We start from the raw sequence: 16,632 nt of genomic DNA, 5'->3' as shown, positions 1-16,632 counted from the left end.
GTAGAAATAGATACTATAATCAAGTAATGAGGTAAATCTATCATTCATTTATAGTATGGAATGGTCTGCCGATCCCGAAAGGAAGAGATATGTATGTGCTATATCCTATCACCAGCGAATGTATACCCGGATCGTTATTGGTTTAAGTACAATTTCAATGATTCGCCGGATCATTTGAGTTTCAAAAAAGGCACACCTCAACGAGATTGGGCGAAGACGCCAAAGTTCCATTTGCAAGGAGATATCGATCTTAATCACTTAATGCATTTTGATTGGTTTATGAGTGACGGTCCAGATTTGGTCGGACCGAGGCTAGCTAATGTGATTCGACAATATGCAGATAAAGATGTGCAATTAGTAGATGCAGAAGTCACTGTGAACGGAACACCGCTGAATGGATTTCAGGTGCTCAATATTTTGACCGTTATCAATTGTCTTGATCCCGAAGAATCTGTACATATTCCACTACTTCCGGGTATTCATGGAAGTCCAGTACATTACATTTCGGTGGCTTTTCAACCGGATGGGCTTCGAGGTCATGGACTCGTTCGTTCGAACGAAGATATCAGTCTAATAGTAGCTTCTTCTGAATTCGTAGAAGCGTGCCGTGCGCAGAACATAGCTGGTATTGTTTTTAAGGAAAATCTGTAGTATTTATAGGTGCAACATGCCTTAATAGGCGGTCTCCTTCTTTTTTGGAATACAAGGGTATCGTTAAATGATTCATTGATTCTTAGCGTTACATGTCTCTGCAAATTATATGATAATCACATGAAGGGGGCTTTTCCATGAGTAAGAAAGAAGTAGTAGCAATGTTGCTTGCCGGAGGTCAAGGCAAAAGACTCAAAGGTCTAACAAGATTCCTGGCAAAGCCAGCCGTATATTTTGGTGGTACTTATCGTATTATCGATTTTCCTCTTAGTAATTGCGCCAATTCACGTATTGATACAGTAGGTGTATTGACACAATATGAACCCATGGTCCTTCATGCATACATAGGTGTTGGTAACGATTGGGATATGGATCGCAAAAATGGTGGAGTCTTTGTATTACCGCCACATGAACGCGAAGAAGGTAGTAGCTGGTATCAAGGAACAGCAGATGCGATCTATCGCAACCTTAATTTCGTGGAAAGATTCGATCCTGAACACGTTCTTATTTTATCCGGTGACCATATCTACAAAATGGATTATGGCAAAATGCTGGATTACCATAAAGAAAAAGACGCAGATTGCACCATCTCTGTAGTCAATGTCACGCTGGAAGAAGCAAGCCGTTTTGGTATGCTGAATACAGATGATGATCTTAAAATTTACGAGTTTGACGAAAAACCAGAACATCCAAAAAGTACTCTTGCTTCTATGGGAATTTACTTGTTCAAATGGGATGTGCTTAAATCTTATCTAATTCAAGATGAGACGAATCCAACATCTTCTTATGACTTCGGTAAAGATATTATTCCTTTACTATTAGATGATGACAAAACATTGTACGCTTATCCATTCGAAGGCTATTGGAGAGATGTCGGTACAATCCAAAGTCTATGGGAATCCAATATGGACATGTTATCCGAACATCCAGAATTGGATTTGAATGATCCGAACTGGCGTATTTTTACACGTAGCCCGAATCAGCCTGCTCAATACATTGCACCTGAAGCTAAAGTCAGTGATAGCATTATTAACGAAGGTTGTATTGTACATGGTGAAATTAATCATTCAGTTCTATTCTTTGGCGTGGAAGTCGGCGAAGGTAGTATGATTACTGATTCTGTTATTATGCCTAATGTTAAAATAGGTAAAAATGTCCGTATTCACCGCGCGATTATTGATGATGGTATGGTATTACCAGATGGCACACAAATCGGTGTGGATCGTGAAGATGAGAGCGAAATCTTACTAATAACGAATGAGTCATTATAATATAGAGGACGGTGATGGGAATGAAGGGCTTCGTAGGAGTTATCAACCTGGATCATGAATTAGACCAATTAAATGAATTAACATATTTCCGTTGCGGTGCAGCCGTTCCATTTGGTGGACGCTATCGTCTGATCGATTTTGCGTTATCGAATATGATGTATGCAGGTATGGAAGATATCGCATTATTTGTTCGTCGTAAATATCGTTCATTGATGGATCATCTAGGCGAAGGTAGACCGTGGGACTTGGATCGTAAACGGGGCGGACTCTTTATCTTGCCACCGGATTGGCATGATCCGACCGATACTTCACTTGGGGATCTGCAACATATTCATAATAATATGGATTATTTCCATCGCAGTTCTGGTGATATCGTAGTGAACAGTGGGACACAGCATGTGAACAAAGTAGATTTCAATGAAGTCTACAAGTATCACAAAGAAAAAGGCGCTGACGTCACTGTTGTTTACAAAAAAATAGCTGAATTGGAACCAGAGCATGGCCCATGTCGTCGCGTAGAAGTAGATGAGAATGGATATGTGTCCGGTTTTCACCATGAACGTGATCACAGCAATGTTTATCTAGAAATCTTTATTATGGATAAAGAATTGTATTTGGATCAAGTTCGTTACTCTATCGCTCATGGCAAAAGCTATTTCTTCCGTGATGTGATTCAGAACAATCCAAATGGTCTGAAAATTGCAGCTTATGAATATACAGGCTACAATGCAGTCATCAATTCAGTGGAAAGTTATTACAAAAACAGTCTGGCTCTATTGAATCCGGATAACTATATGAAATTGTTCCATGAAAAACCAGTACAGACGAAAATTAAATACGAAGCACCAACCAAGTATCTAGAAAGCGCTAAAGTGACCAATTCGCTTTTGGCAAATGGATGTATTATTGGTGGAGAAGTTGAAAATAGTATTCTGTTCCGTGGAGTTAAAGTGGAAAAAGGCGCACGTGTTGTCAATTCGGTTATTTTGCAAAAATGTACGATTGAAGCAGGCGCTGTTCTGGAAAATGTTATCTTGGATAAAGATGTTCGTATCTCAGGTGATCGCACATTGATTGGTGATGTGATAAAACCATACGTTACAGCGAAGAGCACTTCCGTCTAAATACAGAATAGAAATAGAATAGAGGAGGAACGCCCTGTTGTTTACAAGCAAAGAGTCATTCAAAAGTATATTTCAGGATAATGTAGTGTCCAAATTAGGAAAAACGTTAGAAGAAGTATCAAGTGAAGATGTATATACGATTCTAAGTCGCATGATCCGTGAATCAGCGGGAAAAGAATGGGCAGCAACGAACCGCGAATTTAAAGATAATGAAGAAAAGCAAGTCTATTATCTATCACTTGAATTTCTGATAGGACGTCTACTAGGTAATAACCTACTTAACATGGGTGTCCTTGAAATTGTACAAGAAGGTCTGGAAGACTTAGGGGTTTCTCTTTCTGAAATAGAAGAACAAGAAGCAGATGCAGGTCTAGGTAATGGCGGTCTTGGCCGCCTTGCTGCTTGCTTTATGGATTCACTAGCTTCCCTTGGATATGCAGGGCATGGCTGTGGTATTCGTTATAAATACGGTTTATTTGAGCAAAAAATAGTGGATGGTAATCAAGTTGAATTACCAGATAACTGGCTACAAAAAGGAAACGAATGGGAAGTCCGTCGTGACGACCGTAAAGTAGAAGTTCGCTTTGGTGGTAATGTTCAAGTTCATGAAAAAGATGGCGAACTTGAATTCTCTCTTCATGATTATGAGGGTGTCTGGGCGATTCCTTACGATGTTCCGGTGATCGGATACAAAGGTAACAAAGAATCTTCCCACATGAATACTCTTCGTCTGTGGAGTGCAGAACCAATGCGTGAGATGGCAAGTCGTAGTTCTTCTTCAGGAGGCAACTATTACAGCTATCTGGATTACAATCGTTCGGTAGAGTCGATCTCCGAGTTCTTGTATCCTGATGATTCTCAATATGAAGGACGACTGCTTCGCTTGAAGCAACAGTATTTCCTTTGCTCTGCTGGTCTTCAAAGTATTCTGCGTACCTATGATAAATTAGGACTTAGTTACGAAGAATTGCCGAAAAAAATAGCCATTCATATTAATGATACGCATCCAACACTGGTTATTCCTGAACTCATGCGTATTTTATTAGATGAAAAAGGCTATGGATGGGATACTGCATGGGAGATTGTAACGAAAACAGTTTCCTATACAAACCATACGATTTTGAGTGAAGCTTTAGAAAAATGGCCGACTCATATGGTACGTGAACTATTACCACGTGTGTATATGATTATTGAAGAGATCAATACTCGTTTTTGCGGAATGTTGATGGATAAATATCCAAATGATCCTGATCGTGTAGCGCATATGGCGATTGTTTTTGATGATCAAGTGAAAATGGCACATTTGGCGATTGCAGGTAGTCATAGTATCAATGGTGTAGCTGCATTGCATACCGATATTCTGAAGCAACGCGAAATGAAAAATTTCTACGAGCTATATCCAGATCGGTTCAATAACAAAACAAATGGGATTACGCATCGTCGTTGGTTGATGCATGCTAACCCTGAATTGTCTCAGTTGGTTAGTGAATCGATCGGTACACGCTGGATCACGCATCCACAAGAAATGGTTGGGATTTTAAAATATAGCGAAGATGCTAGCTTCCAGGAACGGACAGCTCAGATCAAGCTGAATAATAAGCAAAAGTTAGCATCGTATATTGAGCAAAAATACGATGTTAAAGTGAATACCGACTCGATCTTTGATGTACAGGTTAAACGCCTGCATGCTTACAAGCGGCAGTTCTTGAATATTCTTCATATTATTCACCTGTACCATCAGATCAAAGCTATGCCATTACTGGATATGGTTCCACGTACGTTTATCTTTGGAGCCAAAGCAGCGCCAAGTTATTATTTAGCGAAAAGTACGATCAAGCTAATTAATAGCGTAGCTAACGTTGTGAATAATGATCCAGATGTGAAAGACAAACTGAATGTCTTTTTCTTAGAGAATTATTCAGTATCTTTAGCAGAGAAGATTATTCCGGCGGCTGATGTCAGTGAGCAAATCTCGACAGCCAGTAAAGAAGCATCCGGTACAGGGAATATGAAATTTATGATGAATGGTGCTCTAACCGTGGGTACATTGGATGGTGCTAACGTGGAAATGCATGAGATGTTAGGCGACAATAACATGTTTATTTTCGGCTTACATGCAAATCAAGTGATGGATTATTACCAGCATGGTGGTTACAATGCTCGTGATATCTATAACAGCGATTCACGTATTCAAGAAGTCATGAACCAACTGATTGAACGTGGACCATTCACTAATCATAATAATGAATTTGATATTTTGTACCGTTCAATTCTGGATATGAACGATGAGTATTTCGTATTGAAAGATTTCTCTGCCTATACAGAAGCTCATGTTCAGATTGATCTCGCTTATCGTAATCGTAAAGAATGGCTGAAAAAATCTATTCACAATATTGGGCATTCTGGTAAATTCTCTAGTGATCTGACGATCGGACAGTATGCGTCAGAAATTTGGAAAATCAAACCTGTAGATCGTCCTTAGTATTGTATATGGATTGAATGAGCTGAATATAGTTAGGGAATGAAGGGAATCCTTCTTGGTATTGTGATTGTCTGTGGATGATTATGATAGTGGGGAGGGTTTCCTTTTTCTTTTATGCGGTGAAGGGACAACGCTACGTAAAAGGATTATCCTCTCGATCGCTGTTAAGAATGAATATTTTGAACAACTGCTATCGCAGTAAATATCCATTCTTAGTGTATGCTTACGAAGTGTATGCTTACGAAGTAGTTTTCTTGCGAAAACTTGTAAAGCGAATGCTACGCTTCTTACGGATAATTCCTTTTCCTTCGCTGAGTCGGTATTTAGAATATATTATGACTACCAAAAGATTTTTAAATTTATATTTAATAGATTACTTAAAGAAATTATCATGATATTATTAAATGAGAAAAATACCCATAAAAGGAAGATGATATTTTGACAGAAAATAATGAATTAATACATCATAAGAAAGTGATAATTTTTATGAAATATAGTATAAGTATCATAGCCTGTATCGTATTGGTAAGTATATTAAGAACAATATTTAATCATACGATACATATTGATTTTAACAAGTGGTGGATTCAATTTATTTTTGAATTAATGATAACTACTATCTCATTTTTTATTTGTTTGATTTATTTGTTTCCAAGAGGAGTTAAGCCTTTATCTATTTCTTTATTAAAAAGATGGTTCAATCGTTTATATATTTTTTTATTAAAATCTCTTCAGGAACCGAAGAATAGTATTTCTTTATTAAGAGAATGGTTCAATTGTTTGTGTATTTCTTTATCAAAACCTCTTCAGGAATGGAAGAATAGTATTTCTTTATTAAGAGAACGGTTCAATCGTTTGTGTATTTCTTTATCAAAACCTCTTCAGGAATGGAAGAATATCATTTTTTTATCAATAAATATAGGTATTATCATAAATTATGTTCTAATTAATGGTCCAATTACATTTAGGACTGGAGACTTATTATCTGATTTATTTGATGGGGCAATGCTATTAGCCATTTTAAATATGGTTATTTTTTTGGGAGATTTTTATTCCAAGAATCTAAGAAAGATATTAGTGTGAAAAAAGATATAACCGATCCTGATCAACCTATAGAGAAAATTGAACATGATCTTTTTAATAGAGGCGATTTTGCTAGAACAATTTCTAATGTATTAAACAATATTTCAAATAAGAGTTTAACTATTGGTATTTTTGGAAATTGGGGAAGCGGGAAAAGTTCATTTTATAACATGGTAAAAGAACATAGTCAGATCCAAAAACAAGGAATAAATTTCATTGAATTTAAACCTTGGTACTTTAGTACAAGTGATGACCTTATAAAAAGATTCTTAATGATGCTGTTAGAAGAAATAGAAAGAGACGGTGGTTATGATCCTAATTTAAAAAAAGAATTGAAAAAATATGCAGATATCTTATCATCAGTAAGTATCCGGAGTTTCAATTCAATCATTTCCTTAAAAGAAATATTTAATAAAATTATACCTGATCCAGAAAATAGTGATATATCAAATGTGAAAAGTAAGATTGAAAAATTATTAGAATTATCTAATCGAAAATTAGTTGTCTATATTGATGATGTAGACCGATTAGATGGAGAAGAGATCAAAAGTATTTTTAAGTTAGTAAGATTAGTAGCAGACTTTCCTAATGTTATTTACGTTATTGCTTTAGATGAAGAAGTAGTGATAAGTGCACTTTCTACAATTTATTCTAAAAGCAATAATAGTAATGAAGAAGCTAGAAAATATATAGAAAAGTTTATTCAAGTTCCTATATATCTACCTAAAGTAGATGAACACTATATTAGTAAATTTTACGAAAAAAAATTAAATGAAGTATTCAAAGAAATATCGGGAACACCCGAAAAATGGTATGTAGAATATAATCCTAGATTTATTGATGATGTGGTAGGACTAAATTTGTCTATAAGAAATATTATCCGATTTGTTAATTTAGTTTCAGTATACTATCCAATTCTAAAAGACGAAGTTAATTCATTAGATTTGTTACGTCTTTTGATTATAAAAACTGATTCTCCTGCATTGTTTAATTATATTCATAATAATCAAAAGATTTTTACAGGTGAAGAATCTCTAGATGAATCAAAAATTGATGAATTGTTAAAATTCAGTAAATATCGAGTTATTTTATCATTTTTATTCCCGAGTATCAGGAATTATTTTAAGTTAGAAAATGATTCTAAGTTTGACTATGATTCAAAGAAAAGAATACATGATAATGAATATTTTCAGCAATATTTTATGTATAGTGTTCCAGAAAAAATATTATCTCATCAATCACTGTTATTATTTTTTGATCTTCTTAAACTCAATAATGATAATGAAATTCAAAAAAACTTAAAGGCTTATATAAAAAATATAAAACAAGTGCAGTAATTGAAAAAATTCAAAACTATCATTACGATTTAAATAGTGAAGAAAAAATGATACTACTTAAAAATTTGGGTAGTAGATTTCTTATTGAAAATACACCTATTAAAAATAAGGTTTATAAATCCATTTTATTATTAGTTAAATTACTTGCAAAAGAGATAATAGAGGAAAACCATAAAATAGATTTTCAACTTTATGATCTTGACCTCACATATGCTTTGTATTTAAATAGTTATTTTCCAAAAAACTACTTAGATAATTTAACAAAAGAAATTGTGGAATTTTATAAATTATTAACTTTAGATATTCTTGAGAAAGAAATTGAATCCGAGAAAATTGATTTCATACTAAAAACTTGGACTAGATTTCAGACAGAAAAAGAAATAAAATCAAAAGTTTTAGAATGGGGAAAGGGTTACCAAACTCTTGATAAATTTTTTTCATTAACTTTAGATATTAAGAAATGTGAGGATCCTTCTTACTTACTAAGTTGGTTTATTCAAAATGAGAAATTCTTAGATGATATAATTATGAAAAAATTATTCAAGGTAGATGAGAGTATTACAAGTTTTAATAAAGCCAAAACTAGGAATGAGAAAAGTGGATTTTCTGTGTTAGGATATGTTGTTTATATTATAAATAATCTTACTAGAATTATTATGGAGTTTACTTTTAAGATTGAGCACCAATATACATTAGAAAATGATCACAATGATTCTGAAATTAATAGTTTGTATGAGGAGATAGATATTAATAAAGGTATGGATTTGATCTTAAAATATGGGAATGAAAAAGATAGAAAAAAAGTTGAAGATCGAAGAAGAAAGATTTTTCAATTAGAAGAGCATTTTTACGAACAGTATGAAGAAAATCAAAAACTACAACAAGAGATTTGGGAAGAAGAAAATTCAAAATAATTCAAGGTCTAATAGGATAAAATTAAATATATACTAATATTAAAAACTTCCACTGAGCGCAGGGAGCAATATTGTTCTGAAAGAGCGAAGCGCTCGCCTTTAAGACTCGGATATTTACTGCGATAGCAGTTGTTCAAAATATCCGATCTTAACAGCGACGACAAGAACAATATCGCACCCGGAGCGCTGCAACTCTAAAACACCCCCACACCCATCCGTTCCCCACCCGTACGATTCTTCTGATACTGCTTCGGCGTAACCCCCGTGTACCTTTTGAAAATCTTCGTAAAATAACTCTGATCGTGGAACTGCAATAACGTTGAAATTTCCGCTAGTGAATAATGAGAAAGGCTGATTAATTTTTTCGCTTCATCTATACGTTGTTGCTGAATGTAGACAACAGGCGAACAGCCGATTTCTTTTTTGAATAACTGCGATAAATAATCAGCATTTAGCTTTGTTTCTTTTGCCAAATCTTGTAGATGAATCGGTTCGTACAGATGGCTGAAAATATAATGACGTGTGAGATTAACTTCATGCGAATATCGTTGCTTTTGACCTTCCAGTACGCGATCCACAAAGTCAGCATTACATCGTTGAGTCGTCATATGCACTTGAGCTGGATTTTCACATTCTTCCACCGCTTGAATATAAAAGTCGCTTAACGTATAAGCAATTTCGGCGTTGACTCCGCCATCCATTGCTGCACGTGTGACTAATGTGACTGAGCAGATACCTAGATTTTTTTCGTTACGTAACAAGCTTTTTTTGGACAATACGCCTAATTTTTCAGTAGGAAAGCCTAATTCCCACTGGATCAAATCTTCTTTGCGACCTTCTCGAATATATTGAAGAAAGACACGCTCCATTTCTGGATTATGATGATAACGGTCCGAGGCCGAGTATTCTGGATCATTCTCATGATGTGTTAAGGATTCAGATGAAGCTAGACGTGGAATAGAGTCCAAATACACGCGGTGAATAGATGTAGCAGGAATATGCAGGTTATGTTGAATCAATTCGGCAATATCTAATTCTTGCTGGTACAGCATAAAATAAATCATGACCGCAGCATTATAGATACGTTCTTTGGAGATCAAGGGAACTTTTTTATAAAATGCCCATACTTCATCTTGCTGACGGAATGATAACTGATGATCTACAATAATGCCTTTGATCAATTCTTCCGGGACAATCGCATTGAAAAAAGGACCTGCGATCAGTGCACCTGCCAGCGTGGTAGAAGTAGTATGCACTGTAGAAGATAGATCAGAAGCGGAAACATTCCTATTTGCATCACTGCTAGCATTTTCATCTGTAATAGCATCTGGATACGAATGTAAAGGTATAATGAGATACTGTTCTACAAAGTTAGTCGCATGAATTAGCGGATACTTGCCCTGAATATGTTTGGTCAATAATTGCAATCCTTCACTTTTACTTGTATACAAAGGGTTAAAGTTCTGTGCAGGGTATTCTTCAATCAGTACAGCATGCTGATCTACAAGATAAAGTGGAATCTGATACTCAATATGTATACATTTCATCATAAATTTAAGGGTATTTAACCAGTGATTATTCATATTATTGTCCAACTCCAATCATTTTTGCATCGATCCTTTTTTATTATCGAATAACAAGGTATTTATTATTTTACTAAAAAAATAGGAATAATACCATAAATATAATGTCATAACGCTTACATTAGAGCAGTACATTATATACAAATAGAGAATAGCAATTGGAAACGAGGGCATACGAATGATAGGAATATGGAACAGTACATCACAATTACAATCATCCAAGTGGAAATTTTTATTTGAGGTTCAGCAAGAGTCTCCTAAGCCAACACCACAGGATTACTCTTTGACCGTGCAAATGGAGCCATTACCACTTGCTCTAGATATCAAGCACATCCATGTAGAAGGCAATACGTTGAAAGCTACCGGAAGTGTGGTTGTTTTGCCGCATGGAGAAGGCGAAGCTACGATAGAAATGGTATTTGAAGAAGATTGCTTTACTGGCTTTATTTCACTACCTTTTACAGGAGTGATGAAGCTTGATGGTACAAGAGGTAGAGGACAATCGTTAAGCGAAGAATTGATTAACGTCGTTGCTCCTTATCATAAAAATAATGTTATTGAACGTACTCCAGAAAATATTCAAGCTCAAGTCGAACAGTTGCTTGGCGAAATGACGATTGCCGAGAAAATCGGGCAAATGAGTCAGTGTATGGCTTCTGATTTTGCTTTTGGTGGAGATATCGAAGCAGAATCAGCAGACGTTCTCGTTGAACAAGGACGTACAGGTTCGATCTTAGGTGCTTTTAATAGTAGTCGTGTATTTGAATTGCAAAAAACAGCTGTAGAAAAATCTCGTCTAGGTATCCCATTGATGTTTAATGCGGATGTTATTCATGGTTTCCAGACGATTTTCCCTGTACCGCTGGGATGGTCTTGTAGTTGGGATATTGAAGCGATTCGTGATGCTTGTGCAATCGCAGCCAAAGAAGCAACCGCTACAGGAATTACCTATAACCATGCACCTATGGTTGATATTGCACGTGATGCTCGTTGGGGACGTGTAGTCGAAGGTTCAGGTGAAGATCCGTATCTAGGTTCCCTTATTGCTAGAGCGCAAGTAGAAGGCTTCCAAGGGGCTAGTTTATTTGACAAAGAAACATTGATTGCTTGTCTGAAGCACTTTATTGCTTATGGCGCTTCTGAATCCGGTCGTGATTACAATACTGTTGATATTTCAGAATGGATGTTGCGTAATTTGTATTTGCCTCCTTTCCAGGCTGGTCTTCAAGCAGGTGCGGCTTCGGTGATGAATGCCTTTAACTTTTATCAAGGGATTCCGATTGCAGCCAGTGAAGTGATTTTGAAAGATTTACTACGTGACGAATTAGGATTTGACGGTATCTTGATCTCTGATTATGGTGCAGTAGAAGAGATTTACACGCATGGTGTAGCGAAAGATCGTAGTGAAGCTGCTCGTCTATCGCTTAATGCAACTATGGATATCGAAATGGTATCGCAAACGTATGAGCAATTTCTACCACAGCTTGTAGCAGACGGCAAGATTCAAGAACAGCAATTAGATGATGCTGTACGACGTATTTTGACTTATAAATATCAGATCGGTATTATGGATGATCCTTTCCGTTATGTGCGTCCAGATAAAGAAGTCGAGTATCATTTCAACGAAAGCCATCTACAAGCTAGTCGTGAATTAGCTCAGAAATCAATCGTTTTGCTCAAAAATGAAGCTCAAACGTTACCGCTCCATGTGGCTGAATCGAGTGCACGCATTGCAGTCATCGGACCTTTCGGAGATAGCAAAGATTTGTTAGGGCCTTGGCAGTTTTCCAAATATGGAGCAGATACAGTCACTCTATTAGAAGGATTACAAGCCAAAGGCATTCAAGAAGATCGTCTGCTATACAGTGAAGGTTCCAAAGTGAATGAATCGATTGCAGGTGGAATTGAACGAGCACTTGAAGTGGCTAGTCATGCCGATGTGATCTTGTTAGCACTGGGTGAAAATAGTGAAATGTCCGGTGAAGCGGCTTCACGTATGGATATTACGATTCCTGAACCACAGCAACAGTTAGCAGAAGCGATTGTTGAATTAGCGAAGCAATCAGGTAAAGCGGTGGTATTGGTTCTTACCAATGGTAGACCACTGGTGCTGGATTGGTATGAGCAACATATGGATAGTATTGTTGAAACATGGTTCTTGGGATCGCAAGCAGGACATGCGATTGCTGATGTATTAGTGGGTGATTACAACCCGTCTGCGAAATTAACAATGAGCTTTCCGAAGCAAGTGGGACAAGTACCGATCTATTACAATCACTTCAATACAGGTAGACCGGTTACTGCCGAAAATGAACACGAAAAATATATTTCCAAATATTTAGATGGTCCGAATGATCCGTTATATCCTTTTGGTTATGGACTGAGTTATAGCCAATTTGAATATTCTACTATCGAATTAAGCCGTTCTACTATGCAACGTTCTGAGTCGATTATAGCAACGGTTCAAGTGACGAATACCAGTGCAGTGGCAGGACAAGAAATTGTACAATTGTATATTCAAGATCTATACGGAAGTACGGTTCGTCCTGTCAAAGAACTAAAAGGATTTGAAAAAGTTACACTAGCTCCAGGTGAAACTGTACAAGTACAATTTGAAATCACAGAGGAATTGCTCAAGTATTGCAATGCACGACTGCAATGGGTAGCAGAAGCTGGAGAATTCAAAGTGTATATTGGTTCCAATGTAAAACACGTACAAGTAGCAGGGTTTGAACTGATTGAAGCTTGAATTAAAAAGTTTTTCGCTGTAACATAGTAGTGAAGTAAGTGCTTACAAAAAAATGTTGCTAACATTTTGAGCGTATGTTACTATGGATTCACAGAAAACCAAAAACACGGATTGTTACTGATTACTCAGGCAAAACCGAAATTGACGCTCCAAGTCATTTTTGGTTTTGCCTTTTTGACTATTTTGATAGTAAAAGGTGATGGGAATGAAAATAGCACAAGTGCTGAATAATAATGTTGTCACAGTCATCAATGCTTCTGAACAGGAGCTGGTGGTCATGGGTCGAGGTATCGGTTTTAAAAAGCACCCTGGCGATCTGGTGGATGAGACAAAAGTAGAAAAAGTATTCAAGCTCGAAAGCAGGGAAGTCTCACAAAAGTTGATGACATTATTATCAGACATTCCCATCGAATACGTAGATTGTTCAGACGAAATTATCCGATATGCGCAGACGATACTCGGAAGCAAATTGCATGACAGCATTTATATCTCACTGACCGATCATATTCATTTTGCGATAGAGCGTTATCGACAAGGAATAGAGATTCGAAATGCGATTCTTTGGGAGATCAAAAAGTTATACCGTAAAGAATACGTAATCGGTATGAAAGCGCTCCAAATGATTGAAGACAAATTAGGTGTTGAACTGACTGAAGATGAAGGTGGATTTATAGCGCTCCATTTCGTGAACTCACAATTGAACGGTGAGATGAGCGAGACGATCAGTATGACCAATATCGTCAAAGATGTTCTACGAATCGTTACCCGACATTATGTTTTTGAAATGGATGAAGAATCATTAAGTTATTTCCGCTTTTTGACGCATTTAAAGTTTTTCGCACAACGCGTACTGCATGACACAGTAAGCGATAGTGGAGACAATTCGTTACATGATATGGTCAAAGTCCAGTATCCTAACGCTTATGCATGTGCACAGAAAATTGAGTCCTACACCAGCAAAATTCACCAGCGTAGCCTTTCCAAAGATGAATTGCTGTATCTCACGATTCATATCGAACGGATTACTAAGGCTGAACAGACAGAACGATCAGAAGGGTAGTATCATGAACCAACTCACACAAGTAAATACATCAATGAATGGGATTGTGACTTTAATTAGGCAAAACCTGAATGTGGATAGATGATCATGCAATATGCTATAGAAGCATTGTATGTACTGTCAGTATAGACTGACTCATTTATAGGCATTTAGGTTTTTTTGTATCCTAATCGTAATAGCCCTATATAAAAAGGAGAAGCTTACTATGGATAGAGAGAAATTATCACAAGACATACTGGATTTAGTCGGCGGTACAAGTAATATTGATCAGGTCACTCATTGTATGACCAGACTTCGTTTTAATTTGAATGATGATAATCTAGCCAACAAAGCTCAATTGGAACAAACACCCGGCGTAATGGGTGTCATGAAAAATGGCGGTCAATTTCAAGTTATTATTGGAAATGAAGTCGCCAATGTATACAAAGAATTAATCAAAAAGATACCTGGAGCAGGGCAGACTGAAAATACATCTTCATCCAAACCCAAAAAGAAACAGAATCCAATCAGTACGCTGTTTGATTTTATTTCAGGTATGTTTACACCGATCTTACCTGCAATTACCGGCGCAGGAATGATCAAAGGGATCGTAGCGATCCTTGTAGCCTTAGGCTGGATGTCTAACACAAGTTCTACTTACATTATTTTGTCAGCCATCGGAGATGGAGCATTTTACTTCTTACCCATTATTCTAGCGATTAGTGCTTCTCGTAAGCTGGGCAGTAATATGTATATCGGGGCAGCCTTAGGAGCCGCTATTATGCACCCGACGATCACCGCATTATTGGGTTCAGGGCAAGCGGTAACATTTGCTAGTATTCCAGTAGTAGCAGCAACGTATTCTTCGACAGTTATTCCGATCGTGATTGCGATCTGGATCGCTTCTTATGTAGAAAAGGTAGTAGATCGCTTTACTCATGTATCGCTCAAATTATTAGTCGTACCTACGATTACATTGTTAGTTATGGTACCTTTAACATTGATTGCTATTGGACCATTAGGGTCTATTATCGGAAATGGATTATCCGGTGGAATCGCTTGGTTATTTGAAAATATGTCGATTGTCGCAAGTATTCTAATCGGTGGTACGATGTCATTGTTAATTATTACAGGTATGCATTATGCTTTGACACCGATTGTTATCGGTTCGATTACAACATTAGGATATGACTTTATTATTCCGTTGATGTTTGCCGCTAACTGGGCGCAAGCAGGTGGAGCACTAGGCGTAGGTCTTCGTTCCAAAAATGCTCAAACCAAATCGCTTGGCTTCTCTACAGGTTTAACTGCTATTATGGGGATCACGGAACCTGCTATGTATGGTATCAATATGAAATTCAAAAAACCATTTATTGCTGCTCTAATCGGTGGAGCGATAGGTGGAGCATTTATGGGTATCTTCCATGTTAAATCGTACGTGATTACCGGATTGGTGGGTCTACCGAGTGTAGCAGCATTTATCAGCCCATCGATCAGTACACTAATCTATGCACTATTGGGTGGTGTCGTTGCTCTAGTATCTGCAACAGCGATTACTTATTTTGCAGGAATTAAAGAAAAGACAGAAGAGTCTGAATCTACTCCAGTTGCCAATACTGAAGGCAATAGTCAGTCTGCAACAAGTCATCAGGTGGCAGCATCGAATGTCATTGATATTCACCAACCGACTATTCATCAAGTGGTTGCCACCGATATTTTCAGCCCTGTAGCTGGTGAAGTGAAGCCACTTAGCGCTGTCAATGATCCTGCATTTTCTCAAGAAATTATGGGTAAAGGGGTAGCGATCGAACCGACAGAAGGACGAATTGTATCACCTGTAAATGGAACAGTATTCTCTGTTTCCAAAAGTGGACATGCAATTGGACTTGTGAGCGACACCGGAACCGAAATGTTAATTCATATCGGAATCGATACGGTGAAGCTCAAAGGTCAACATTTTACACCTCATGCCAAAGCAGGAGAAACAGTGAAGATCGGGGATCTATTAATGGAGTTCGATCTCAAAGCAGTACGTGATGCAGGATATGAGACGATTACACCTGTGATTGTAACCAATATTAATGATTATAATAATCTACAATCTGCAACACAGCCTAATACACGTTCAGGTGAACTATTGTATAAATTAAGCTAATATCATAGCTAGTATGCGATATACGCAAAAGAGCTTGAACAATGTCATGGGTGATTATTTCCCGACATCGTTTAAGCTCTTTTTGCTACAGTAACATCATGTTGGCATTACGCCGTTATAGTTGAGTTCAAATTACAGATCGCCACTGAATGCTTTGATAACCAAAATACCACCAAACACAATAGCAATACCCAGCACAGCATACCAGCGTTCTTTCACTAGATTATTCACGAGTAGACTCCTT

General features: G+C 37.0%; 11 protein-coding genes. 10 read left to right on the top strand and 1 reads right to left on the bottom strand.

Annotation, left to right across the window (positions count from 1 at the left end):
- Window positions 1–93 precede the first annotated feature (93 nt).
- The 7 genes from RCP16_RS08885 (at window position 94) to RCP16_RS08855 (ending at window position 8,862) form a co-directional block, all read left to right on the top strand.
- Entirely contained in the window at window positions 94–651 is a 558-nt protein-coding gene (locus RCP16_RS08885; protein WP_069328417.1) for an imm11 family protein, read from the top strand.
- A 137-nt stretch (window positions 652–788) separates the two neighbouring features.
- Window positions 789–1,922: a glucose-1-phosphate adenylyltransferase gene (locus tag RCP16_RS08880; RefSeq protein WP_069328416.1), complete on the top strand. Its 1,134-nt coding sequence runs from the start codon at window positions 789–791 to the stop codon at window positions 1,920–1,922.
- Between the two features lie 20 nt (window positions 1,923–1,942).
- Complete coding sequence (glgD, locus tag RCP16_RS08875) at window positions 1,943–3,046, top strand: glucose-1-phosphate adenylyltransferase subunit GlgD (protein WP_308642213.1); 1,104 nt, start codon at window positions 1,943–1,945, stop codon at window positions 3,044–3,046.
- A 37-nt stretch (window positions 3,047–3,083) separates the two neighbouring features.
- Window positions 3,084–5,528: a glycogen/starch/alpha-glucan phosphorylase gene (locus RCP16_RS08870; RefSeq protein ID WP_308642212.1), complete on the top strand. Its 2,445-nt coding sequence runs from the start codon at window positions 3,084–3,086 to the stop codon at window positions 5,526–5,528.
- A gap of 438 nt (window positions 5,529–5,966) precedes the next feature.
- Window positions 5,967–6,611 (top strand): hypothetical protein, encoded by a 645-nt coding sequence (locus RCP16_RS08865; RefSeq protein WP_308642211.1) that lies wholly within the window; start codon window positions 5,967–5,969, stop codon window positions 6,609–6,611.
- On the top strand, window positions 6,608–7,948 hold the full coding sequence (locus RCP16_RS08860; RefSeq protein WP_308642210.1) for a KAP family P-loop NTPase fold protein: 1,341 nt from the start codon (window positions 6,608–6,610) through the stop codon (window positions 7,946–7,948). Before RCP16_RS08865 ends, RCP16_RS08860 begins: the two co-directional genes overlap by 4 nt.
- Window positions 7,949–7,995: 47 nt before the next feature.
- Window positions 7,996–8,862, top strand: coding sequence for a hypothetical protein (locus RCP16_RS08855; protein WP_308642209.1), 867 nt, complete (start codon window positions 7,996–7,998; stop codon window positions 8,860–8,862).
- A gap of 194 nt (window positions 8,863–9,056) precedes the next feature.
- Here RCP16_RS08855 and RCP16_RS08850 read toward each other — a convergent pair whose 3' ends face one another.
- Window positions 9,057–10,445: a helix-turn-helix domain-containing protein gene (locus tag RCP16_RS08850; RefSeq protein ID WP_308642208.1), complete on the bottom strand. Its 1,389-nt coding sequence runs from the start codon at window positions 10,443–10,445 to the stop codon at window positions 9,057–9,059.
- 178 nt (window positions 10,446–10,623) lie between these two features.
- Between RCP16_RS08850 and RCP16_RS08845 the strand changes: the two genes are divergently transcribed.
- The 3 genes from RCP16_RS08845 to RCP16_RS08835 all read left to right on the top strand — a co-directional run bounded on the left by RCP16_RS08845 (window position 10,624) and on the right by RCP16_RS08835 (window position 16,388).
- A complete protein-coding gene (locus RCP16_RS08845) occupies window positions 10,624–13,194 on the top strand; it encodes a glycoside hydrolase family 3 N-terminal domain-containing protein (protein WP_308642207.1) in 2,571 nt (856 codons plus the stop codon).
- Between the two features lie 205 nt (window positions 13,195–13,399).
- A complete protein-coding gene (gene licT / locus RCP16_RS08840) occupies window positions 13,400–14,254 on the top strand; it encodes a BglG family transcription antiterminator LicT (RefSeq protein WP_137225058.1) in 855 nt (284 codons plus the stop codon).
- A 205-nt stretch (window positions 14,255–14,459) separates the two neighbouring features.
- On the top strand, window positions 14,460–16,388 hold the full coding sequence (locus RCP16_RS08835) for a beta-glucoside-specific PTS transporter subunit IIABC (protein WP_308642206.1): 1,929 nt from the start codon (window positions 14,460–14,462) through the stop codon (window positions 16,386–16,388).
- Window positions 16,389–16,632 lie beyond the last annotated feature (244 nt).

This window comes from Paenibacillus nuruki, assembly GCF_963311185.1.
In the GTDB taxonomy this organism is placed as follows: Bacteria; Bacillota; Bacilli; order Paenibacillales; family Paenibacillaceae; genus Saccharibacillus; species Saccharibacillus nuruki.
This window is presented reverse-complemented; position numbering and strand designations above follow the sequence as displayed.